Source organism: Pseudomonas sp. LBUM1676 (assembly GCF_059695605.1).
This window is the reverse complement of record NZ_CP166777.1, coordinates 5,806,934-5,827,621: the sequence shown is the minus strand read 5'-3', so window position 1 is coordinate 5,827,621 and position 20,688 is coordinate 5,806,934. Positions and strand designations below refer to the sequence as shown.

Sequence of the window (20,688 nt, the reverse complement as noted above, 5' to 3'; positions counted from 1 at the left end):
ATTTCAGTTCGCAGCCACCACACGATTACGCCCACATTCCTTGGCCTGATACAACGCCTTGTCCGCGGCATACAGCAACTGCTCCAGGCTGATATCGCTTTTTGTGGTCCAGGTGCTGATACCAATACTGACAGTCATCGGTGACTCGGCATTCCCCGTCAATCGCAGCTGCTCGACCGCTGAACGGATGTGTTGGGCAATCTGCTGCGCACCCTGGCTGTCGGTTTCCGCGAGAATCACCGAAAATTCCTCGCCACCATAACGGGCAACCAGATCCGCCGGACGTCGGACATGGGCGCTGATCACCTTGGCCACCGAGCGCAACGCATCATCGCCAGCCTGATGCCCATGGCGATCGTTGAAGGCCTTGAAGTGGTCGGCATCGATCATCAGCAGCGACAGCGGCATGCCTGAACGTTGGGCACGAAACCATTCATGGCGCAGCACCTGATCCAGGGTTCGGCGGTTGGCCAGACCGGTCAACGCATCCGTGGCCGCCAGTTGCGCCAATTCCTGCTCGGCGTTATGCCGCAGGCGCAATTCCCGGCTGAACAACCAGGTCAGCCAGAGCAGGCTCACGCACAGCGCCAGGGTCGCCAGGCTGACCACCAGCGCCGTACGCTTCCATGACGCAAAGACTTCATCGCTGGACAGCGCAACGATAACGATCAACGGCAAGTCGCCGACCTGGGAAAACGTGTACAGGCGTTCATCCTGGTAATGGCTGGAAATGCTGGTGAAGCTGCCGTTGCCTTCTTTGACGATGCGCTGGAAGTTGGGACGGTTGCTGAAGTCCTTGCCGATCAACTCTTCGGCCGGACGTGGTTCCAGGGCCAGGAGAATACCGTCCTGGCTGATCAGAGTGATCGTACTGTCTCGACCGATGTTCAAACTGTTGAACAACTGATCGAAGTAACTCAAGCGCATGGCGGCTTCGGCGACGCCGAGGAATTGGCCCTGGGTGTCGCTGATCCGGCGGCTGAAACTGATACGCCACTCATGTCCTGCCTCGGCAGACTTGAACGGGCGGCTGATGAACATGCCCTGATCTGGGTCATGCACATGGGCCTGGAAAAATTCGCGGTCGGCAAAGTTGCCCTTCCTGGGCTCCACCGAGGCCGAGTCGGCAACGACCTCGCCCTGGCTGTCGAGCAGCAACATGTCGCCCTTGAAGGGCGCAGCAGTGGCTCGGTCGAACAAGGCCAGATGGCGGATGAGCGGGGAGACGGATTTGAGGTCTTCTCGCCCAGAGGCAGCAATCAAGCCCAGCAACGACAGATCGTAGAGTTGTATGTTGCGCAGCACGTCGGCGTCGATCAATTGCACGATATTGGACGCGGCGCGAGTGGCCGACAGCTCGGCATTGGCGCGTTCACGGATCAGCAGGAAGGCGACGATACTCAGTATTGCAATCACCAACAGCATACTGCCGAGAATCAGAATCCGTTCCGATCGCTTGGAACGGATCGGGTGGTGAGGTATCGCATGGCGCACACTCATGGTTCTGACTTCTACTGATAAGGCGATAAGAAACTTCCTGTGCAGGCGTCGGGGCTGGGCGCCGGACACCGGTTGCGTATACAGCGCCTGTATAAATCCCGGGAAAAAAAAAGGCCAGCAAAACATGCTGGCCTTATTGGTGGACGACGTCGGAAAAAGATGAAGGGCTCGCCGATGATCAGCGGTTATCATTGCAGGGAGTGTAAGGAACCGAAAAAAAAAGCCGCTGATAGCAGCGGCTTTGAAGACAACTTTTCAAGGGAAGAGCCGATGAAAAGAGTCGAGGGAAACAGAGTCATTGCTGACAATCAGCTGTCTTTCTCCAGACCGGTCTGGGCCCGATTGGTCGACGCTTGAGGGGTTTGCGCAGCGTCCTGAGCCTTGGCCGTCATTTCGTTCTGATACTCTTCGTACGCTGCAGCTCGTGCGTTATTGTGCGCGACGAAAGACTGCGACTCTTCAGCCATGGCGATCGGAGACAGGAACAACGAGGACAAAACGAAAGCGCTGGCAATACCCATAATGTTGGACATCTTTTAAACCTTCTTGCTTGGCAAGTGCTGTTTGGTGCGGCAACGATAAGGCGCTTTGCAGAAGGGAAAAAGAGCAGATTCATGAAAGGACTGTTGCGGAAAATACAAGGATCGCGCCGTCAGACCGGAAGGTGGATGCCGAAGGTATTCATGCCGTGATCGCTGCGCACAAACACATCCCCACCATGCATCAGTGCAATCGCCTTGACGATTGCCAGTCCCAGGCCGTGGTTGTTGCCACTGTTGCTGCGCGAAGCATCGACCCGATAGAAGCGCTCGAACAGTCGCGGCAGATGCTCGCTGGCAATCGGCGATCCCGGGTTCGCCACACCGATGCTGACCTGATTCTCCTCGACTTCGATCTGCACCTGGATCACTTGCCCAGGGTCAGTGTGTTGCACGGCATTGCTCAGCAGGTTGATCAATGCCCGGCGCAGGTGAGCGATTTCGATCCGCACCTGGGCATCGCCGCTGACCTGCACCTGGACCTGGGCGTCTTCGAGGATGAAATCCAGGTATTCCAGGGTCGTTGCCACCTCATCCGCCAGGGACGTGGACGTCAGTTTGGTGGCCTTGCTGCCCTGGTCGGCACTGGCGAGAAACAGCATGTCATTGATGATCGAACGCAGCCGCTCAAGCTCTTCGAGGTTCGATTGCAGCACTTCGAAGTAGTGTTCGGCTGAACGGCCACGGGTCAGTGCCACCTGGGTCTGGCCAATCAGGTTGGTCAGCGGCGAGCGCAGTTCGTGGGCGACGTCGGCGTTGAATGATTCAAGGCGCGAATAAGCCTGTTCGACCCGCTCGAGCGTGGAGTTGAACGAGTTGACGAACTGATTGAGTTCAGGTGGCAGTGACGCGAGTCGCAAGCGCCCGGAGCGCAACGGCGGGGCCAGGCGTTGCGCTTCCTGAGACAGCTTGATCAAGGGCTTGAGGCCGATCCGCGCCACCCAATAGCCGAGGGCCGAAGCCAGTAACACACCAATAATCGCCAGACTGATCAGGGCGATCAGCAAATGGTGCTGAGTCTGTAAAAACGTTTCGGTGTCGATGCCGATCATGAAACGCAGCGGCGGCCGCTGATCCTTGGCCGGAAACTGGCTGACCAGCACCTTCAATGGATAAGGTTGATTCGGCAGTTTCAGGTCGCGCATGCCCAGCGGCCCCTGGGCAAAGGCGCGAATCTGCGGCGTCAGGTTGCCGTATTCGTAATGAGGGTCGCCGCTGATGATCCAGAAACTGATGCGCTTGTCTTCTTCACCCAGCAGCTTGAGCTTGTTGTTGATCTTCACCCAATGCTCCGGCGTGCCATAGCGGCCGACGGTGGATTCGAGCACGCTGTAGCGAGCATCCAGCTCGGCTTCGGGCAGCAGACCCAGGCCCTTGTCGACCTGCTGGTACAAGGCCCAGCCGATCAACAGGAACACCAGGAGCGCCACCAGCGTAAACATCCCGCTCAGGCGCAATGCGATCGAGTTACTGGACACCACGGCTCTCCAGCACATAACCCATGCCGCGGATGGTGTGCAGCAATTTCTCTTCGAAGGGCCCGTCGAGCTTGGCCCGCAGGCGTTTGATCGCGACCTCGACGACATTCGCGTCGCTGTCGAAATTGATGTCCCAGACCATCTCGGCGATGGCGGTTTTCGACAGGATTTCACCTTGGCGACGGGCCAGCACGCTCAGCAGCGAGAACTCCTTGGCGGTCAGGTCCAGTCGAGTACCGGCGCGGGTGGCTTTGCGGCTGATCAAATCGATCCACAGGTCGGCGATGCTCACCTGCACCGGTTCATGGCCGCCACTGCGGCGGGTCAACGCCTGTAGCCGTGCCACCAGTTCGAGGAAGGAAAACGGCTTGCCGAGGTAATCGTCGGCACCGTCGCGCAGGCCTTTGATGCGGTCTTCCACACGCTCGCGGGCGGTGAGCATGATCACCGGGGTTTGCTTGCGCGCACGCAACGCGCGCAGTACGCCGAAGCCGTCGAGGCCCGGCAGCATGACGTCGAGGACGATCACCGCGTAGTCGCTTTCCAGCGCCAGGTGCAAGCCGCCAACGCCGTCGCGCGCCAGGTCCACGGTGTAACCCTGTTCCGTCAGGCCGCGATGCAGATAGTCCGCGGTTTTTTCCTCGTCTTCGATAATCAGAACGCGCATGACCCCGCCTCAGTCTGTGGTCGCCAGCGCCGGTACTGGCTCTGGTTTGGGCCGGTGAAATAGCCGCTCGAGCCACAAGTATATGACCGGAGTGGTGAACAGCGTCAGCGCCTGGCTTACCAGCAAGCCGCCAACGACCGCGATCCCCAAGGGCTGGCGCAGTTCGGCGCCGGTGCCGTAACCGAGCATCAGCGGCAGCGCGCCGAGCAGGGCGGCGAGGGTGGTCATGATGATCGGCCGGAACCGGGTGATACAGGCCTGGTAAATCGCCTCTTCAGCCGACAGGCCGCCTTTGCGCTGGGCTTCGAGGGCGAAGTCGATCATCAGGATGCCATTTTTCTTCACGATCCCGATCAACAGCACCAGCCCGATCAGCGCCATGATCGAAAAGTCCTGGCCCCAGATCCACAACATGATCACCGCTCCGAGCCCCGCCGACGGCAGGGTCGAGATGATCGTCAGCGGATGCACGAAGCTCTCGTAGAGCACGCCGAGAATGATATACACCGCCACCAGCGCCGCCAGGATCAGCCAGGGCTGGCTGGCCAGCGAACTCTGGAACGCCTGGGCCGCGCCCTGGAAGTTACCGCTGATGGCGGTCGGCATGCCGATTTCGGCCTTGGCCTGATTGAGCATGATCACCGCATCGCCCAAGGCCACGCCGGGTGCCAGGTTGAACGACAGGTTGGCGGCCGGGAACATGCCATCATGGGCGATGGATAACGGACCGATGGTCGGCGCATCGAATTTCGCCAGCGCCGAGAGCGGCACCATTTCCCCGCTCAATGGCGAGCGCAGGTAGAAGTAGTTGAGGCTTTCGGCTTTGCCGCGTTGTCTGGTGTCCAGTTCCAGGATCACGTTGTACTGGTTGGTCTGGGTCTGGAATTCGTTGATCTGCCGCTGACCGAAGGCGTCATACAGCGCTTCGTCGACATCACTGGCGGTGAGGCCGAAACGTGCCGCTGCGCTGCGATCGATGCTGATGTGGGTAATGCTGCCCCCCAGTTGCAGGTCGTTGGAAATGTCGCGGAAGGCCGGGTTGCCGCGCAGTTTTTCCGTCAGGCGCTGGGTCCAGGTGCTGAGGGTCGCGCCGTCGTTGCTCTTGAGTACGTATTGGTACTGGGCGCGGCTCGGGCCGGAACTGAGGTTGATGTCCTGGCCGGCGCGCAGGTACAGCACGATGCCCGGGACTTTCATCAGTTGCGGACGAATCCGGTCGATGAACTCACTGGCGGAAACGTCGCGGTCGCCGCGTTTTTTCAGGGAGATCCAAAAGCGTCCGTTGGCAATCGTCTGGTTACTGCCCGAGACGCCGACCGAGTGGGAAAAAGCCTCCACAGCCGGGTCGGCAGCGACGATCTCGGCCATCGCCAGGTGTTTTTTCACCATGTCGCCGTAGGAAATATCAGCGGCTGCCTCGGTGGTGCCCAGCACGAAACCGGTGTCCTGCACCGGGAAGAAGCCCTTCGGAATAAAGATGTAACCGGTGATGGCCAGCACCAGGGACAGACCGAACACGCCGATCATCAACTTCTGATGGGCGAGAGCACGACGCAGGCCTTTCTCGTACCACGCCAGCAAGCGCTCGCCGAAACCCGGTTTGTCGTGGGCATGATGCACCGGCGCACGCATGAATAGCGCGGCCAGGGTCGGCGCCAGAGTCAGGGACACCACCACCGAGATCATGATGGTCGAGGTTGCGGTCAGGGCGAATTCCTTGAACAGCCGCCCGACCACGCCACCCATGAACAGCAGCGGAATGAACGCCGCGACCAGCGAGAAACTGATCGAGACCACGGTAAACCCGATCTCGCCGGCGCCCTTGATCGCCGCTTCGCGCATGCCGTCGCCCGCTTCAAGATGCCGGTGAATGTTCTCCACCACCACAATCGCATCGTCGACCACAAACCCCACGGCCACCACGATCGCCACCAGCGTCAGGTTGTTCAGGCTGAAGCCCATGATGTACATCAGGGCGAAACTGGCGATCAACGACACCCCGAGCACTGCGGTGACGATCAGTGTCGCCGACAGTTGACGCAGGAACATCGCCATCACCGCGACCACCAGCAGGATCGCAATCAGCAAGGTGATTTCCACTTCGTGCAACGAGGCGCGGATGGTCTGGGTCCGGTCGACCAGCACCCCGACCTGGACCGAGGCGGGCAGCATGGCCACCAGCGTCGGCAAGGCCGCCTGAACCCGATCCACGGTCTCGACGATGTTGGCCCCCGGCTGGCGGAAGATCACCAGGTTGACGCCCGGTTGATCGCCGGCCCACGCCTGGACGTAGGCGTTTTCCGATCCGTTGACCACTTTCGCGACATCTCTGAGATGAACCGGCGCACCGTCTTTGTAGGAAACAATGAGTTGGCTGTATTCCTCAGGGTGGAACAACTGGTCGTTGGTGGACAGGGTCGAAATGCTCGACTCGCCGTACAGGGCCCCCTTGGCCAGGTTGAGGCTGGTCTGCTGCAGCGCCAGGCGAATGTCGGCCAGGGTCAGGCCGATGGCGGCGAGTTTGTCCGCCGAGGCCTGGACGCGGATGGCCGGGCGTTGCTGACCGGTGATGTTGATCTGGCCTACGCCATCGATCTGGCTGATCTGGCGCGAGAGCAGGGTTTCTACCAGGTCGCTGAGTTCCGTGCCGGGCATCTGGGTCGAGTTGATGCTAAGGATCAGCACCGGGCTGTCGGCCGGGTTGACCTTGCGCCAGGTCGGCAGGGTCGGCATGTCCTTGGGCAGTTTGCCAGCGGCGGTGTTGATCGCCGCCTGGACTTCCTGGGCAGCGGTGTCGATGCTTTTGTCGAGGGTGAATTGCAGGGTCAGGTTGGTCGAGCCCAAGGCGCTGCTCGAAGTCATCTGGGTCACGCCGGGAATGGCGCTGAACTGCACTTCAAGCGGTGTAGCCACTGACGATGCCATGGTTTCCGGACTGGCGCCGGGCAGTTGCGCGGCCACCTGGATGGTCGGGAATTCGGCTTCCGGGAGCGGCGCGATGGGCAAGCGCGGGAACGCGATGACACCGAGCAATACCAGGGCGAAGGTCAGCAGGATCGTTGCCACCGGATGATCGATGCACCACGCCGAAACCGAGCCGTGACCTTTCATGGTTGCTCCTGCGACTGGACCACTTGCGGCGGGTCGGTCAGTACCTGGACTGTGGAGCCTTGCTTGAGCCGCGACTGGCCGTCGCTGACCAGCACATCACCGGGCTTGACGCCTTTGATGATGTCCTGGCCGCTGCCCTGGTGGACCATCTGCACCTGGACGGTTTCGACCTTGTCACCGTTGACCCGATAGACGAAATGTTGATCGAGGCCGCGTTGTACGACAGTGGGCGGCACCACCAGCGCGTCTTTATCCACCGCGGTCTGAATCTTTACCGTCACCAGCAGGCCTGGCCAGAGTTTCTGCCCGGGGTTGTTGAACTCGGCCTTGGCGCGGATGGTCCCGGTGTTGGCGTTGATCTGGTTGTCGATCAGGGTCAGCTGGCCTTCACCCAGCAAGTTGCCGGTTTCGCCGTCGGTGTCGGCGCCGATGTAGGCCTTGACCAGGGCGCGCCGGGGATCGTTGATCAAGCCTTGCAGGGTCGGCAGCATTTGCTGCGGCAGGGAAAACTCGACGGCAATCGGATCGATCTGGGTCACGGTGAACAAGCCCTGGGCGTCGCTCATGCGCAGGAAGTTGCCTTCGTCCACCGTGCGAATACCAACGCGACCGGTCACCGGAGAGCGAATCTGCGTGTAGGAAAGCTGCACCTGAGCGGCGTCGATCGAAGCCTGATTACCCTGCACGGTGGCCTTGAGTTGGTTGACCAGGGCCTGTTGCTGGTCGTAGGTCTGTTTGGAAACGCCGTCGTCGACGCTCAGCAGTTTGTAGCGCTTGAGGTTGACCAGCGCGACTTGCAGCTGCGCCTGGCTTTCACCCAGTTGCGCCCGGGCCTGGTCGAGACTGGCGCGGATCGAACGGTCGTCGATGGTGGCCAGCAGGTCGCCTTTGTTCACCAATTGGCCTTCCTTGACCAGGATTCTGGTGAGAATGCCGTCGATCTGCGGGCGCACCACCACACTGTGCAGCGATAACACCGAGCCAATGCCGCTGACGTAGCGGGGGACATCTTTTTCGGCGACGGCGACCACGCGCACGGGGATGGCGGTGGGGGCGGCCAGTTTTGCCGTCGCAGGCTTGGTGAGGTGCCAGGTGCCCAGCGCTGCCAAGGCGATCAGCAGACCGGCGATCAAGGCGGTTTTTTTCTGAATTCGCATGCGAGTGGGGCGCCGGGCAGGGTGGTCGGAATTTTTTCAGGTTTATACCTTCCTTTATAAACCTGTTCGCCCGTCAGGATGGTGACGGCTAACTGACGGCGCTGTCAGTTTGGGGGGGGGCGTAAGCGAGCTTGCTCAGGGCGGCGTTCCGACGATGGACGTTAGCGATAACGCCGGCTGCCTGGATGAACGCGGTGCCTTGGACGATTTTCGCGAGCAAGCTCGCTCCTACAGGATCGTGGGGAAGGTATACTGCTGCCTTTCGCGGCTCGCTGACCGGGCCCGACTCTATTGCATCACCCGGAGCTTTCATGACTTCCCCGACACAACCGCCGGTTGCCGACGCCTCGAGCGACGACCAGGCAGACCTGCCAGACAGCGTCGACTCCAGCGCAGACAGCGAAACCAAAGCCGCGATTCCGGCGTTCAAGTTCCCGTTCAAACCGGGTGAACTGGCCGCCGCCAAGAATGCCAGTCAGCCCTGGTACAAGAATGGCGCGAAGAACGGTCACACCAAGACGCCCGGCGCTGCGCCTCCTGGCACTCGTCGTTCGATGGGTAAGCGTTAAGGTTCAAGTTCTGCAATGTCTGATCTGCCGCTTTCGCGAGCAGGCTCGCTCCCACATTTTCGACCGGATTTCCTGTCAGATCGCGGTCAACTGTGGGAGCGAGCCTGCTCGCGAAGGGGCCATCACCAGCGACGCAGCCGTGAATCAGGCCGCCCGCAACGAAATAAACGCATAGTTCAGAGGCGCATCAGTCACCACTTGCGCCCCGGCCTCCAGCACTTGCCCGGCGATGTTATCGCCCGACACATGGAACTGCCATTCGCTGCCCCAGTCATCCAGCGTCTTTCCAGCCACCTGATCGGTCACAGAAGCAAACGCCGCCATGTCCGGCAGGTAAGCGGTGAATCCATCGCCCTTCAGTGCCGTCGTGCGAATACCCAACAATGCGCAAATGGCATCCTTGGTCTGAATATCATCGCGATCCGCCTGACGGGAGCGCTGGATCAATTCCACCAACGCCTGATCCACCAATTCGCCACCGACAATCAGATCCGGTCCTTTTTCCCATGACTCGGTCGGACATTCCTTCACCGCCGTGTTCAGGGGAATGTGCGGATTGATTTCCATCGGATAGATGCGACACACCAACGGCCGGCGTTCGTAGATGCGGCAACGGTTTTCTTCGTCAAGATTCCGGCAAGGGCCGACGTTGTAGGCGGCAAAGGTAATCGCGACGAAAGCCTCGGCTGCGCCACTGCGAACCACCACCGAACGACGTTCGGCATGTTCGCGTTGCTGCGCGGGCAGGCCCAGGCCATTGCTCAGGAAACCTTCCACCAACACGATGACTTGACCGCCGTCGGCGGCCCACATTCTGGCTTCGTCCAAGGTCAGGGGCACGTGGTGGTCGTTGCAGCATTTGCCACAACCTACGCAGGAAAACGTCGTATTCATTGAGCAGTCGGTCGCATGTGAGGGCATGAAACGGCGTCAGAAAGCCACCGTAAAGGCTCGTACCGAAGCAAGTAATGCGCCAGTCACTGCGCCTTGGCGGTTGGACGGATGGAGTCCCACTCGGTCACATAGGCGGTTTTGCTTTTCTTGTTGTAGAGGCACAACTCGGTGCCTTGCTGACCTTTCATGTGTTTTTGCGGGTACGGGCCTTGCAACAGAAGGGCGGTATAGCCAACCCGGTCATCGAACTGCGCGGCGTTGCCGACGGGTTTGGCATTCTTCAGGCCGCTGGCCTTGGTGCAACTGGCGAGCACTGTTTTGTCGTAGGCGGCCCAGGCGTCGGGGCTGGAGGCGTGTGCCTGGGTGGCGAGGGCGGTGAGGCAGAGGAAGGTCAGGGTTGCAGATCTCATGGTTGAAGCGTCCTTGGAGAGTTGGGTGTTGGCCGTCCCCGGAGTATGCCTGATGGTTTTGCGTTGAATGTGTCGGCCTCTTCGCGAGCAAGTCGAATCGTCGCACCACCGCTCCCACAGTGAATTTTCGTCGTACACAAAATCTGTGCCTCATGAAGATCAAATGTGGGAGCGGGCTTGCTCGCGAAGGCGGTGTGTCAGACCGGAACCGGCTCCCGGCGAACCACATACATCCCGGCATTTTCATACAAGCGCTGCGCCCGAAGATTGTCTTCCAATACCTTCAAATCCACATAACCTTCGCGCCGCTGCTTAAACACGCTGAAAGCATGCAGCAGCAAGGCACGCCCCAATCCCTGGCCCTGAGCCCGCGGATCCACCACCAGATTCTTGATATAGGCGCTGGTCCAGCATTGGCACACGCCAACGATGCCCTCGGCGTCCATGGCGATGAAGCACAGCGTCGGATCGTACTCGGGGTCGGTTTCGAAACGCCGTTGCCAGACATCGAGCGCCGGCACGCGGCCGCCACCTTCCCGGTAGCCCAGCTGCATCAAGTGATGCACTGCGTGCGCCAGTTCCGGGCGGTAGTCGTTCAGGACGACCCCTTCAGGCCAGGCGATAGCGGGCAGCGCCTCGGCAAGGTCGCGCCGCAGCAGAAAGCAAAAGTCCTCGGCCAAGGCTCAATGACCTTGTTCGGCAACGGCCTTGGCCGCTTCGATCAGGCACTTGGTCAGTTCTGGCGAGGAGAACTTGGTCAGTACCGCATTGGCCCCGGCGAGGCGGGCCTTTTCGCTGTTCATCGCGCTGTCGAGCGAGGTGTGCAGCAATACATACAGGTGCGAAAAGTCCGGGGTTTCGCGCAGGGTGCGGGTGAAGGCATAGCCGTCCATCTCCGACATTTCGATGTCCGAGACGATCAGGTTGATCTGCTGGGCGGTGCCTTGCAGGTCCAGCAGGCAGTCGATGGCTTCCTTGGCACTGCGCGCTGTGTGGCATTGCAACCCGAGGTTGCGCAGGGTGTGCACCGATTGCTGCAGGGCGACCTGGCTGTCATCGACCACCAGAATCCGCGCGTTGCCCAGGATTTCAGCGTCTTCCATGCTCAATTCGGTCGGGGCCGTTTCAATCTGCGCCGGGGCGATGCCGTGGATGACTTTTTCGATGTCCAGCACTTGCACCAGGGCGCCGTCGACCGAGGTCACGCCGGTGATGTACGAGCGCAGGCCGCCGGAGCCGAAAGGCGGCGGACGGATATCGGTGCTCAGGCAATGGACGATCCTGCTCACCGCCTGGACGTGCAGGCCCTGCTTGGAACGGCTGACGTCGGTGACGATCAGGCAGCCGCCGTTCGGGTCTTCCAGCGGCCGCTCGCCGATGGCGCGACTGAGGTCGATCACCGACAACGCGGTGCCGCGCAGGGTGGCGATGCCTTTGACGTGGGGGTGCGACTCCGGCAGCCGGGTCAGCGGCGGGCAGGGGATGATTTCGCTGACTTTCAGCAGGTTGATCGCCATCAACTTGCCGCTGCGCAAGGTAAACAGCAGAAGCGAAAGTGAGTCTGCGCGGGCTTTGTTGGAGGACATAAGAACCTTCTGAGGAAAAGGTGGTGAGGGCGATCCGGATCGCCAACAGCTATCGATGCCGGGTTATCGACCTGTCGGGGACAGGCTTTAGCAAATTGGGCGAATGGTAGAACCCCTTCGCGAGCAGGCTCGCTCACACGGGTTTTGCGCAATCCTTGTGGGAGCGAGCCTGCTCGCGATGGGGCCCTCACTTCATGCCCAATCGCTTGGCCATTCTTCCAAGATTCGCCCGGTCCAGGCCCAGCTCCCGGGCGGCACTCGCCCAGTTGTTATGGTGGCGGTCCAGGCAGGCGCTGATCAATTGACGCTGATAATTTTCGGTGGCCTCACGCAAATCCCCCGACACCAATGCCACTGGAGCCGCGGTCGGTTGCTCGGCGGCGACTTCAACGCTGCCATCGGGCAAATCCAGATCCGCCGCGCTCAAACTGAGAATTTTCGGCCGCTCCTTGCAGTTACCCAAGGCCTTCAGCGCGCTGCGGCCGATCAAGTGCTCCAGCTCCCGCACGTTCCCCGGCCAGGCATACGCCAGCAATGCCGCCTGGGCGTCATTGCTCAGGCGCAGGCTGTTGAGCCCCATTCTCGAGCGGTTCTGTTCCAGAAAAAAGCCGCTGAGCAGCAGCACATCGCGCCCACGATCGCGCAATGCCGGCACCAGCAAGGGGTAGACACTCAGCCGATGGTAGAAGTCGGCGCGGTAGCGGCCGCTGCGCACTTCCTCGGCCAGGTCGCGGTTGGTCGCGGCAATCAAGCGCACGTCGACCTGATGCTCCTTGTCCGAGCCCAGGCGCTGCAGCTGACCGCTTTGCAAGACGCGCAGCAATTTGGCCTGTACCGTCAGGGACAGCTCACCGACTTCATCGAGAAACAGCGTGCCGCCATTGGCCAGTTCGAACTTGCCGCGCCGATCGTTCATCGCCCCGGTAAAAGCTCCACGGACGTGACCAAACAGTTCACTCTCCACCAGCGTCTCTGGCAGCGCGGCGCAGTTGAGGCTGATGATCGGCTTGTCGGCCCGGGGCGAGGCGGCATGGATGGCCTGGGCCACCAGTTCCTTGCCGACCCCGGTTGCGCCGGTGATCAGGACGGTCAGGTCGCTGCCGCCGACCAGATTGATCTCTTCCACCAACCGTTTATGGGCCTTGCTCTGGCCGATCATTTCGCGGTTCTGCTGGCCGCTGGCCTGGCGGTAAACCTCGGCACGCTGATGTTCGTCTTCGACGCGATTGGCCAGGCGCTCGATGCGTTCGGCGGCGTTGACCGTGGCGGCGGCGAGGCTGGCGAAGGCTTGCAGGGCGTCCAGTTCGATCGGTTCGAAGCGCTCAGGGTCGAGCGCGTCGAGGGTCAGCAAACCCCAGGGACGCTCGTCGATAAACAGCGGGCAACCTATGCAATCGTGGACTTCCAGGTGCTCGTCGAGGCCATCGACCAGGCCGTCGTAGGGGTCGGGCAAATCGCTGTCGGCGGCAAACCGGGTCGGGCCGGGGCTGCTGAGCAAGGCTTCGAAACGCGGGTGCTCGCTGATCTTGAAACGTCGACCGAGGGTGTCAGTGCTCAAGCCGTCGACGGCCAGCGGCACCAGCCACTCGCCATCGATGCGCAGCAGCGCGGCGGCATCGCATGGCAGCAGGGCGCGCATGGCTTCGAGCAGGCGCCGATAGCGCTCGCCTTCGGGCAGTTCGCGGGACAGGTCGGAGACCAGTGGCAGCAGGGCTGTGAGCAGGGATTTTGCAGTCATAGTGACTCCGTGTAGTCGGTATGACTATAAGTCACTCTGTGTCGTTATGACTATCAACTTTTTATCTTATTGATTAATAAGGATTTATTTGTTGGCACGAAAACTGATACGTACAGGCTATCCAGATAGAAACCAGTAGCTCAGGAGTCACTTAATGCTTAGCGCTCAAGACCGTGCAATCGTCAAATCTACCGTGCCGTTGCTGGAAAGCGGTGGCGAAGCCTTGATCACTCACTTCTACCGCATGATGCTTTCCGAATACCCGCAAGTTCGCCCGCTGTTCAACCAGGCCCACCAGGCCAGCGGTGATCAGCCCCGCGCCCTGGCGAACGGCGTGTTGATGTATGCGCGGCACATCGACCAGCTCGACCAGTTGGGCGACCTGGTGGCCAAGATCATCAACAAGCACGTGGCCCTGCAAATTCTGCCGGAACACTACCCGATTGTCGGCAGCTGCCTGCTGCGAGCCATTTCCGAAGTGTTGGGCGACGAGATCGCCACGCCGCAGGTGATGGCGGCCTGGGGCGCTGCCTACGGTCAATTGGCCGACATCCTGATCGGTGCCGAAACCAGCATCTACGATCAGAAAGAACAAGCACCCGGCGGCTGGCGTGGGGCGCGGGAATTCATCGTGGTGGCCAAGGTTGAAGAGAGCGCGGAAATCACCTCGTTCTATTTCGAGCCGGCTGACAAGGGCGCGATACTGGCGGCAGAGCCAGGCCAGTACATTGGTATGAAGCTGATCCTCGATGGCGAAGAAATTCGCCGCAACTATTCGCTGTCGGCGTTGGCCAACAAAGGCCAGTACCGCATCAGCGTCAAACGCGAAGAGGGCGGCCGCGCTTCCAACCACCTGCACGATCAGCTGCATGTCGGTTCCAGCATCCAGCTGTTCCCGCCATCGGGCGAGTTCACCCTGGCTGCGAGTGACAAGCCATTGGTGCTGATCAGCGGCGGTGTGGGTATCACTCCGACCCTGCCGATGCTCGAAGCAGCGTTGGCGACCAAGCGGCCGGTGCACTTTATTCACTGCGCCCGCAACGGTAGCGTCCACGCCTTCCGCGACTGGATCGACGGGTTGGCCGAGCGTCATCCGCAGCTCAAGCGCTTCTATTGCTACGACGAAGACGATGGCGTGAGCCCGGCGGCGGACAAGGTCGGGTTGTTGAGCCAGGAACAACTGGGCGAGTGGTTGCCGCAGCAGCGCGACCTGGATGCTTACTTCCTCGGACCTAAAGGTTTCATGGCGGCGGTTAAACGCCACCTCAAGGCCTTGGGTGTGCCGGAGAAGCAAAGCCGTTACGAGTTCTTCGGGCCGGCTTCGGCGCTGGAGTAACGCTTACGCCGGGGACTCTGTGGCGAGGGAGCTTGCTCCCGCTGGACTACGCAGCAGTCCCCTTCTCGTCAGGGAGGGAGTGGGGCCGCTTCGCGCCCCAGCGGGAGCAAGCTCCCTCGCCACAGGTTTTCAGCCTTTCAATTCCTTCAGATGCTTGTACACCGTCGCTCGTCCCATATTCAGCACGTTCGCCACATAGTTGGAGGCGCTTTTGCCCTTGAAGGCGCCCTCAGCGTGCAAGGCCAACACCAGTTCGCGTTTGTGGTCGCGGGTCAGCAGGTTCAGGCTCAGTTGACGCTCGCGCAGCCAGGCGTGGAGGAAGGTATTGATCCGCTCCTGCCAGTCATCGCGAAACAGTGAATCCGGTTGCGGAATCAACTTGCTCGGCGACAGAAACAGATCCAGCGCCGCCTTGGCATTCTCGAACAGCGAAATATTCAGATTGATGCACAGCACGGCCAGCGGATGACCTTCGCTGTCGCGCAGCACGCTGCTGAGGCTGCGAATCTTCTGACCGTCCCAGTTGAGCTTTTCGTACGGCCCGATATTGCGCTCGCTGATATCGTCGCTGAGCATGTCCTCCAGTGCAGAATCATCACCGATTTCCCGTTTCGACAGGTTATTGGCGATGTAGTCGACCTTTTGCGTGCGCAGATCGTGCAGCACCACCTCGGCGTGAGGAAAGAACAGCGTGGCGATGGCATCGGCAATCGCGCGGAAATTGTCCAGCGGCGAACTCGCCGACGCAGAGGCATCCCGGGCCTGATCTTGTTCGTGGGCGTTCATAGTGGAGCTCCAGGCAGCATCAGCACCCCGCGAAAAAAGGGTGCTGGAAGTTTGCCGCAATCGTGTCGAAACGTCACTGCGGATGCCACTCAGCCCAGGCGAGCGGGGGACAGCATCCCGGCGCTCAGGCCGAAGCGGGTGAGTTGCTCGGGCAAGGCCTCACCGCGAACCAGTGCGGCGCTGGCCTGGCCCATGGCCGGCGATGTCTGGATCCCGTAGCCGCCTTGCGCCGCGACCCAGAACAAACCCGGCACCTGCGGATCGAAGCCGGACAGCAAATCACCGTCAGGTACGAAACTGCGCAGGCCGGCCCAGGTTCGGGTGGGACGGCGGATGGTCAGGGTGGTGGCTTCTTCGATCTGGTAGATGCCCATCGCGATGTCCAGTTCTTCGGGCTGCACGTCGTGGGGTTCCACCGGGTCGGCGTTGGCCGGCGAGCCGAGGAACATCCCGGCGTCGGGTTTCATGTAGAAGGATTCATCGAGGCTGACCAGCATCGGCCAGTGGTGGATGTCCACGCCTTCGGGGCCGGCGAAAATGAATACCGCGCGCCGCTTCGGTTGCAGGCCCAATGGTCTGGCACCTGCCAGTTCACCGATCTTGTCGGCCCAGGCGCCTGCCGCGTTGATGAGGATCGGAGCGCTGAACGTTTGTCCGTTGGTTTTAACCTGCCACACGCCTTCGGCATCACGGGTCAGGCTCTGGACCTCGCTGTCAGTGTGCACTTCACCTTTATTGCGGCGAATACCGCGCAGGTAACCCTGGTGCAAGGCATCGGTGTCGATATCGCTGGCCGTCGGGTCGTAGATCGCACCGTGGACTTTTTCCCGGCGCAGGATCGGCAGGCGCGCACAGGCCTCGTCGGCGCTGAGCAATTGCATCTCGGGCACTGTGGCTTTGGCGCTGAGGTATTGATTGTTCAGCTCGACCGGGTCACCCTTGAAGTCCACAGTCATCTCGCCGCGCGGGGTCAGCAGCGGGTGTTCACAGAAACCGCTGGGTGGCGCGTCGAAGAAATCGCGGCTGGCCTGGGTCAACGCCCGAACCTGCGGTGTGCCGTAGGCAGCGGTGAACAGTGCGGCCGAACGTCCGGTGGAGTGATAGGCCGGATGGGATTCGCGTTCGAGCACAATCACCCGGGCATGGCGGGACAGCCAGAAGCCGGTGGAAGCGCCGGCAATCCCGCCGCCGATGATGATGAAGTCTGCCTGGCTCATGAACGTCTCCTGATGGGGCGCAAATGCCGAAATTGTGGAGATCCCCCTGTGGGAGCGAGCTTGCTCGCGATGGCGGTGTATCAGTCAACATCATTGCTGAATGACAGGCTGCTATCGCGAGCAAGCTCGCTCCCACAAGGGTTCGTGGTGTTAGGGCTGTAGGCGGTAGATGGCGTTAGCCAGCGCAATGTCTTCCAGGCCCAGGCCGATGGAGCGGAAGAACACATGACGATCGTAACCGGGACGCTGGACCTTTTCGCTGAGCAGATCGGGCAGGTCACCGACAATGGCGCTCTTGTCCCAGCCATGCTGTTCACCGGCAATCAGCATTTCGCCGGCCGAGCCCGGCGTGGTCAAGCGATAATCGCAGAACACCTGCATGTCGTTGAGGCTCTGTGGCGGCACCTCGTGAGCACGCGGGGCGTTGGTGCTGATGGAGGTGATCAGCGCCGGTTTGCTCAAGCTCGAAGGGTCGATCACCGGGCCAGCGGACGAAGTGCAGAGCATGATCACGTCCGCATCCTGGACGGCCGCTTCGCGACTGTCGACGAGGGTCAGGCGCGGATCGAGGCGCTTGAGCTGTTGCAATTCTTCGAAGTTTTTCGCGCTCAGGCTCGGCGAGTAGAGGCTGATGCTCTGCCAGTCGCGCAGATTCTTGGCGTAGTGCAGGTGCGCCTGAGCCACCTTGCCACTGCCGATAATCGCCAGGCGCTGCGCGTTCAACGGCGCGAGGGCATCGACCGCCACCGCCGTAGTTGCCGCCGTGCGGGCGGTGGTCAGTTCACCGGCATCGCACAGCAGCAGCGGCTGGCCGGTTTGCATCGACATCAACAAGGTCCATGCCGTCACCAGTGCGCCTTGTTCGCGCACGATGTAGGGCGAGGTCTTGACCCCGTAAACGCCGTCTTCGGCCAGCACGCCCAAATAGTTGATGAAATCGCCGGCCCCCTTGGGGAACTCCACCAGTTGCTGTGCCGGTTGCACGGCTTGCCCGGCGGCCATGTCGCGGAACAGCTTGCGCAGAATCTGCGGCACGTCAACCTGGGTCAGCAGTTCGCGGGCCTGATGTTGGGTGATCACGTAAGGCGTACTGGGCATGGTGGGCTCCGGAAGCGGCAAGTAAACTAATTTGTCCATTATGGACTTTTAGTTGTCTGTAGCAAGCTCCTGTTAAAAAAAGCCGGGCGAAAAAAAAGCGCAGTCCGTTTCCGGCTGCGCCTCTTTGTGCAAGTGACCCGTTACGGGCGCTTGCGCTCAACCGCCCGCAACAGATGCGTTGGCGGGGTTTCACAGCTGATCTTGCGGCCCAACAGCGTCTCGATGGACGGTAACTGGTAGGAGTCGTCTTCACCGGCAAAACTGATGGACACACCATCGGCGCCAGCCCGACCGGTACGGCCGATGCGGTGCACGTAGTCGTCCGGGACTTCCGGCAGCGTGAAGTTGATCACGTGGCTGATGCCGTCGATGTGAATGCCGCGACCGGCCACGTCGGTGGCGACCAGCACCCGGATCTTGCCTTCGCGGAAACCTTCCAGGGTCTTGATGCGTTTGTGCTGCGGCACATCGCCGGACAGCTGCGCGGCATTGACGCCGTCACGCACCAGGCGCTCTTCGATGCGTCGCACTTCATCCTTGCGGTTGGCGAACACCATCACCCGCTCCCAACCGTTGTCGTTGACCAGGTTGTAGAGCAGTTTGTATTTGTCGGCACCGGCCACCGCATAGATATGCTGTTCGACATTTTCGCTGGCCACGTTCTGCGACTCGATCTCGACGATCGACGGGTCGGTGGTCCATTGCTTGGCCAGGTTCATCACGTCTTCGGTGAAGGTCGCGGAGAACAGCAGCGTCTGGCGTTCGTTCTTCGGCGGGGTCTGGCGAATGATCTGACGCACTTGAGGGATGAAACCCATGTCGAGCATGCGGTCAGCTTCGTCCAGGACCATGACCTCGACCATGTCCAGGTGCACGTCGCCGCGCTGGTTGAAGTCCAGCAGACGGCCCGGAGTGGCGACGAGGATGTCGCAATGACGGGCTTCGAGGTGCTTGAGCTGCTTGTCGAAGTCCATGCCGCCGACGAACGTCATGACGTTGAGGCCGGTGTACTTGGTCAGGTCGGCCGCGTCCTTGGCGATCTGCACCACCAGTTCCCGGGTCGGCGCGATGATCAGCGCCCGTGGCTCACCCATGTAGCGCTCTTTCGGCGGCGGGGTCTGCAGCAGCTGGGTGATGATCGAAATCAGGAATGCGGCGGTTTTGCCGGTGCCGGTCTGAGCGCGACCGATGGCGTCTTTGCCGGCGAGGGTAAAGCCCAGTACCTGCGCCTGGATCGGCGTGCAATACGGGAAGCCCAGATCCTGGATGGCGTGCATCAGTTCCGGGGCGAGGTCGAAATCGTGGAAACGGGTTTTGCCTTCCTGGGGTTCGACGGCGAAGTCTTCGAGTTTCCAGGGGATGACCGGTGCCTTGGGCTTGGGTTCGCGACGCGGTTTCGCGGGTTTCGGCGCTTCGCTGCGCGGCTGCTCAGGGTCGACGACCGGGGCAGAGGGGGTGGCCGGTGGGGTTATCGGCTCGTGCTTCGGTGCCGCTACGGTTGCGGTCCGGCCAGGCTGATTACCGTCGGTGCGGTGGCTGGGGAGGTGAGACGGAGCGCTGGAGACTGGCGCGAGTTGCTCAGTCTCGCTTTTACCGAACATTTTCTTGAGTGCTTTGAGCACGGTCATCTCATCAGTTGATTAAGGAATATACGCCGGCCAGTGTAATGCAAGAATCGGGCGCGGCGTAGGGGGATGGATCAATGGGCTGCTTTTCACATAAACGGTTAACGCAAACGCTCGGCGAGCCAGACGCCGATGTCGCGAATCTCCTCGGGTAACACTTCGTGACCCATTGGGTATTCCTGCCATGTCACGGTGACACCATGCTGCTTTAAATACTCGTAGGCGGTCCGGCCCATGGAATTTTGCACCACGTCATCGTACTGGCCGTGCAAGGACAGCACGGGTATGCGCTGCTGGCTGGCGGAAAGTTCCAGTTCTTCGCTGAAGGTCGGCGCGTAAGTCGAGAGGGCAAGTACGCCACCCAGCGGCCCCTGCCATTTCAGGAAAGCGGTGTGCAACACCACGGCGCCGCCCTGGGAAAAACCGGCCAGGAAAATGCGCGAGGCGTCTATCCCGCCAGCGCGCTGCTCTTCGATCAAATCAAAGACCCGTTGTGCGGAGGCTTCCAGCTGCTCGCGGCTGATCGCGCGTGCCGGGCTCATGGCCAATATGTCGTACCAGCTCGGCATCTCGTAGCCACCGTTGATGGTCACGGCACGAGTCGGTGCCTGAGGCAAAACGAAGCGGGTGGTCAGGAGTGTTTCCTGCAGCGCCTCGGCCACCGGCAGGAAGTCATAGCGGTCGGCGCCCAGGCCGTGCAGCCAGATAACGCAGGCGTCTGCGGACTTGACGGGGTGAAGAATCAAGGGCTCGGTCATGGGTGCTCCATAGGTGTGCGTGCGCTCTCATTAAGTGCGAGATCTGGGGGCACGTCTGGTTGATCAGTTAAGAAGATGTCGCAAGGCTACAAGTTTTGCTATTGACCTGCCCCTGAATCGCTTCGGCGAGCGGTCTGGTACGGGCTTTGCTATGGGAACGCCTGTACGAAAAATCCCACGCCTGTCGGTAACACTATCAGGCCAATGTTAGCGGTGGGA

18 protein-coding genes are annotated in these 20,688 nt (G+C 60.8%); 2 read left to right on the top strand and 16 right to left on the bottom strand.

All coding sequences use genetic code 11. From position 1 onward, the window contains the following. Window positions 1–3: 3 nt before the first annotated feature. The 6 genes from ACA041_RS26900 to ACA041_RS26875 all read right to left on the bottom strand — a co-directional run bounded on the left by ACA041_RS26900 (window position 4) and on the right by ACA041_RS26875 (window position 8,452). Window positions 4–1,500, bottom strand: coding sequence for a GGDEF domain-containing protein (locus tag ACA041_RS26900; RefSeq protein ID WP_497438594.1), 1,497 nt, complete (start codon window positions 1,498–1,500; stop codon window positions 4–6). A gap of 308 nt (window positions 1,501–1,808) precedes the next feature. Then, window positions 1,809–2,033, bottom strand: a complete 225-nt coding sequence (locus ACA041_RS26895) for a hypothetical protein (RefSeq protein ID WP_497438593.1) — start codon at window positions 2,031–2,033, stop codon at window positions 1,809–1,811. A gap of 119 nt (window positions 2,034–2,152) precedes the next feature. Further along, window positions 2,153–3,517, bottom strand: a complete 1,365-nt coding sequence (locus ACA041_RS26890; RefSeq protein WP_497438592.1) for a heavy metal sensor histidine kinase — start codon at window positions 3,515–3,517, stop codon at window positions 2,153–2,155. Continuing rightward, window positions 3,507–4,184 (bottom strand): heavy metal response regulator transcription factor, encoded by a 678-nt coding sequence (locus tag ACA041_RS26885; protein ID WP_497438591.1) that lies wholly within the window; start codon window positions 4,182–4,184, stop codon window positions 3,507–3,509. Before ACA041_RS26885 ends, ACA041_RS26890 begins: the two co-directional genes overlap by 11 nt. Window positions 4,185–4,193: 9 nt before the next feature. Then, complete coding sequence (locus ACA041_RS26880; RefSeq protein ID WP_497438590.1) at window positions 4,194–7,295, bottom strand: multidrug efflux RND transporter permease subunit; 3,102 nt, start codon at window positions 7,293–7,295, stop codon at window positions 4,194–4,196. Further along, entirely contained in the window at window positions 7,292–8,452 is a 1,161-nt protein-coding gene (locus ACA041_RS26875; RefSeq protein WP_497438589.1) for an efflux RND transporter periplasmic adaptor subunit, read from the bottom strand. Before ACA041_RS26875 ends, ACA041_RS26880 begins: the two co-directional genes overlap by 4 nt. Window positions 8,453–8,763: 311 nt before the next feature. Here ACA041_RS26875 and ACA041_RS26870 point away from each other — a divergent pair, with 311 nt between their 5' ends. After that, window positions 8,764–9,021, top strand: coding sequence for a hypothetical protein (locus tag ACA041_RS26870; RefSeq protein ID WP_150797371.1), 258 nt, complete (start codon window positions 8,764–8,766; stop codon window positions 9,019–9,021). A 144-nt stretch (window positions 9,022–9,165) separates the two neighbouring features. Here the strand turns inward: ACA041_RS26870 and ACA041_RS26865 are convergent, their stop codons facing one another. The 5 genes from ACA041_RS26865 to norR all read right to left on the bottom strand — a co-directional run bounded on the left by ACA041_RS26865 (window position 9,166) and on the right by norR (window position 13,649). Continuing rightward, window positions 9,166–9,915, bottom strand: a complete 750-nt coding sequence (locus ACA041_RS26865) for a YkgJ family cysteine cluster protein (RefSeq protein ID WP_497438588.1) — start codon at window positions 9,913–9,915, stop codon at window positions 9,166–9,168. A gap of 83 nt (window positions 9,916–9,998) precedes the next feature. Continuing rightward, window positions 9,999–10,325 (bottom strand): hypothetical protein, encoded by a 327-nt coding sequence (locus ACA041_RS26860; protein WP_497438587.1) that lies wholly within the window; start codon window positions 10,323–10,325, stop codon window positions 9,999–10,001. 197 nt (window positions 10,326–10,522) lie between these two features. After that, the gene (locus ACA041_RS26855) at window positions 10,523–11,005 is read right to left on the bottom strand and encodes a GNAT family N-acetyltransferase (RefSeq protein WP_497438586.1); all 483 of its coding nucleotides are present in this window, start codon (window positions 11,003–11,005) and stop codon (window positions 10,523–10,525) included. Between the two features lie 3 nt (window positions 11,006–11,008). Then, the gene (locus ACA041_RS26850; RefSeq protein WP_497438585.1) at window positions 11,009–11,911 is read right to left on the bottom strand and encodes a chemotaxis protein CheV; all 903 of its coding nucleotides are present in this window, start codon (window positions 11,909–11,911) and stop codon (window positions 11,009–11,011) included. A gap of 187 nt (window positions 11,912–12,098) precedes the next feature. Beyond that, complete coding sequence (gene norR / locus ACA041_RS26845) at window positions 12,099–13,649, bottom strand: nitric oxide reductase transcriptional regulator NorR (RefSeq protein WP_497438584.1); 1,551 nt, start codon at window positions 13,647–13,649, stop codon at window positions 12,099–12,101. A gap of 154 nt (window positions 13,650–13,803) precedes the next feature. On the opposite strand from norR, the gene hmpA reads away from it, so the two are divergent. Continuing rightward, window positions 13,804–14,985 (top strand): NO-inducible flavohemoprotein, encoded by a 1,182-nt coding sequence (gene hmpA, locus ACA041_RS26840; protein ID WP_497438583.1) that lies wholly within the window; start codon window positions 13,804–13,806, stop codon window positions 14,983–14,985. Window positions 14,986–15,114: 129 nt separating this feature from the next. Here the strand turns inward: hmpA and ACA041_RS26835 are convergent, their stop codons facing one another. From ACA041_RS26835 to ACA041_RS26815, 5 genes are all read right to left on the bottom strand, one after another. Next, window positions 15,115–15,771, bottom strand: coding sequence for a helix-turn-helix transcriptional regulator (locus ACA041_RS26835; RefSeq protein ID WP_497438582.1), 657 nt, complete (start codon window positions 15,769–15,771; stop codon window positions 15,115–15,117). Between the two features lie 89 nt (window positions 15,772–15,860). Continuing rightward, window positions 15,861–16,988, bottom strand: a complete 1,128-nt coding sequence (locus ACA041_RS26830) for an NAD(P)/FAD-dependent oxidoreductase (RefSeq protein WP_497438581.1) — start codon at window positions 16,986–16,988, stop codon at window positions 15,861–15,863. A 150-nt stretch (window positions 16,989–17,138) separates the two neighbouring features. Beyond that, a complete protein-coding gene (locus tag ACA041_RS26825; protein WP_497438580.1) occupies window positions 17,139–18,086 on the bottom strand; it encodes an ornithine cyclodeaminase family protein in 948 nt (315 codons plus the stop codon). Between the two features lie 140 nt (window positions 18,087–18,226). After that, window positions 18,227–19,714: an ATP-dependent RNA helicase RhlB gene (gene rhlB / locus ACA041_RS26820; protein WP_497438579.1), complete on the bottom strand. Its 1,488-nt coding sequence runs from the start codon at window positions 19,712–19,714 to the stop codon at window positions 18,227–18,229. A gap of 98 nt (window positions 19,715–19,812) precedes the next feature. Beyond that, a complete protein-coding gene (locus ACA041_RS26815; protein ID WP_497438578.1) occupies window positions 19,813–20,469 on the bottom strand; it encodes an alpha/beta hydrolase in 657 nt (218 codons plus the stop codon). Window positions 20,470–20,688 lie beyond the last annotated feature (219 nt).

Coding starts and splice junctions, on each gene's coding strand:
- ACA041_RS26885 (WP_497438591.1), bottom strand. CDS start 4,184: ATGCGCGTTCTGATTATCGAAGACGAGGAAAAAACCGCGGACTATCTG.
- ACA041_RS26850 (WP_497438585.1), bottom strand. CDS start 11,911: ATGTCCTCCAACAAAGCCCGCGCAGACTCACTTTCGCTTCTGCTGTTT.
- rhlB (WP_497438579.1), bottom strand. CDS start 19,714: ATGACCGTGCTCAAAGCACTCAAGAAAATGTTCGGTAAAAGCGAGACT.
- ACA041_RS26880 (WP_497438590.1), bottom strand. CDS start 7,295: ATGAAAGGTCACGGCTCGGTTTCGGCGTGGTGCATCGATCATCCGGTG.
- ACA041_RS26865 (WP_497438588.1), bottom strand. CDS start 9,915: ATGAATACGACGTTTTCCTGCGTAGGTTGTGGCAAATGCTGCAACGAC.
- ACA041_RS26895 (WP_497438593.1), bottom strand. CDS start 2,033: ATGTCCAACATTATGGGTATTGCCAGCGCTTTCGTTTTGTCCTCGTTG.
- ACA041_RS26835 (WP_497438582.1), bottom strand. CDS start 15,771: ATGAACGCCCACGAACAAGATCAGGCCCGGGATGCCTCTGCGTCGGCG.
- ACA041_RS26900 (WP_497438594.1), bottom strand. CDS start 1,500: ATGAGTGTGCGCCATGCGATACCTCACCACCCGATCCGTTCCAAGCGA.
- ACA041_RS26860 (WP_497438587.1), bottom strand. CDS start 10,325: ATGAGATCTGCAACCCTGACCTTCCTCTGCCTCACCGCCCTCGCCACC.
- ACA041_RS26825 (WP_497438580.1), bottom strand. CDS start 18,086: ATGCCCAGTACGCCTTACGTGATCACCCAACATCAGGCCCGCGAACTG.
- ACA041_RS26870 (WP_150797371.1), top strand. CDS start 8,764: ATGACTTCCCCGACACAACCGCCGGTTGCCGACGCCTCGAGCGACGAC.
- hmpA (WP_497438583.1), top strand. CDS start 13,804: ATGCTTAGCGCTCAAGACCGTGCAATCGTCAAATCTACCGTGCCGTTG.
- norR (WP_497438584.1), bottom strand. CDS start 13,649: ATGACTGCAAAATCCCTGCTCACAGCCCTGCTGCCACTGGTCTCCGAC.
- ACA041_RS26875 (WP_497438589.1), bottom strand. CDS start 8,452: ATGCGAATTCAGAAAAAAACCGCCTTGATCGCCGGTCTGCTGATCGCC.
- ACA041_RS26815 (WP_497438578.1), bottom strand. CDS start 20,469: ATGACCGAGCCCTTGATTCTTCACCCCGTCAAGTCCGCAGACGCCTGC.
- ACA041_RS26830 (WP_497438581.1), bottom strand. CDS start 16,988: ATGAGCCAGGCAGACTTCATCATCATCGGCGGCGGGATTGCCGGCGCT.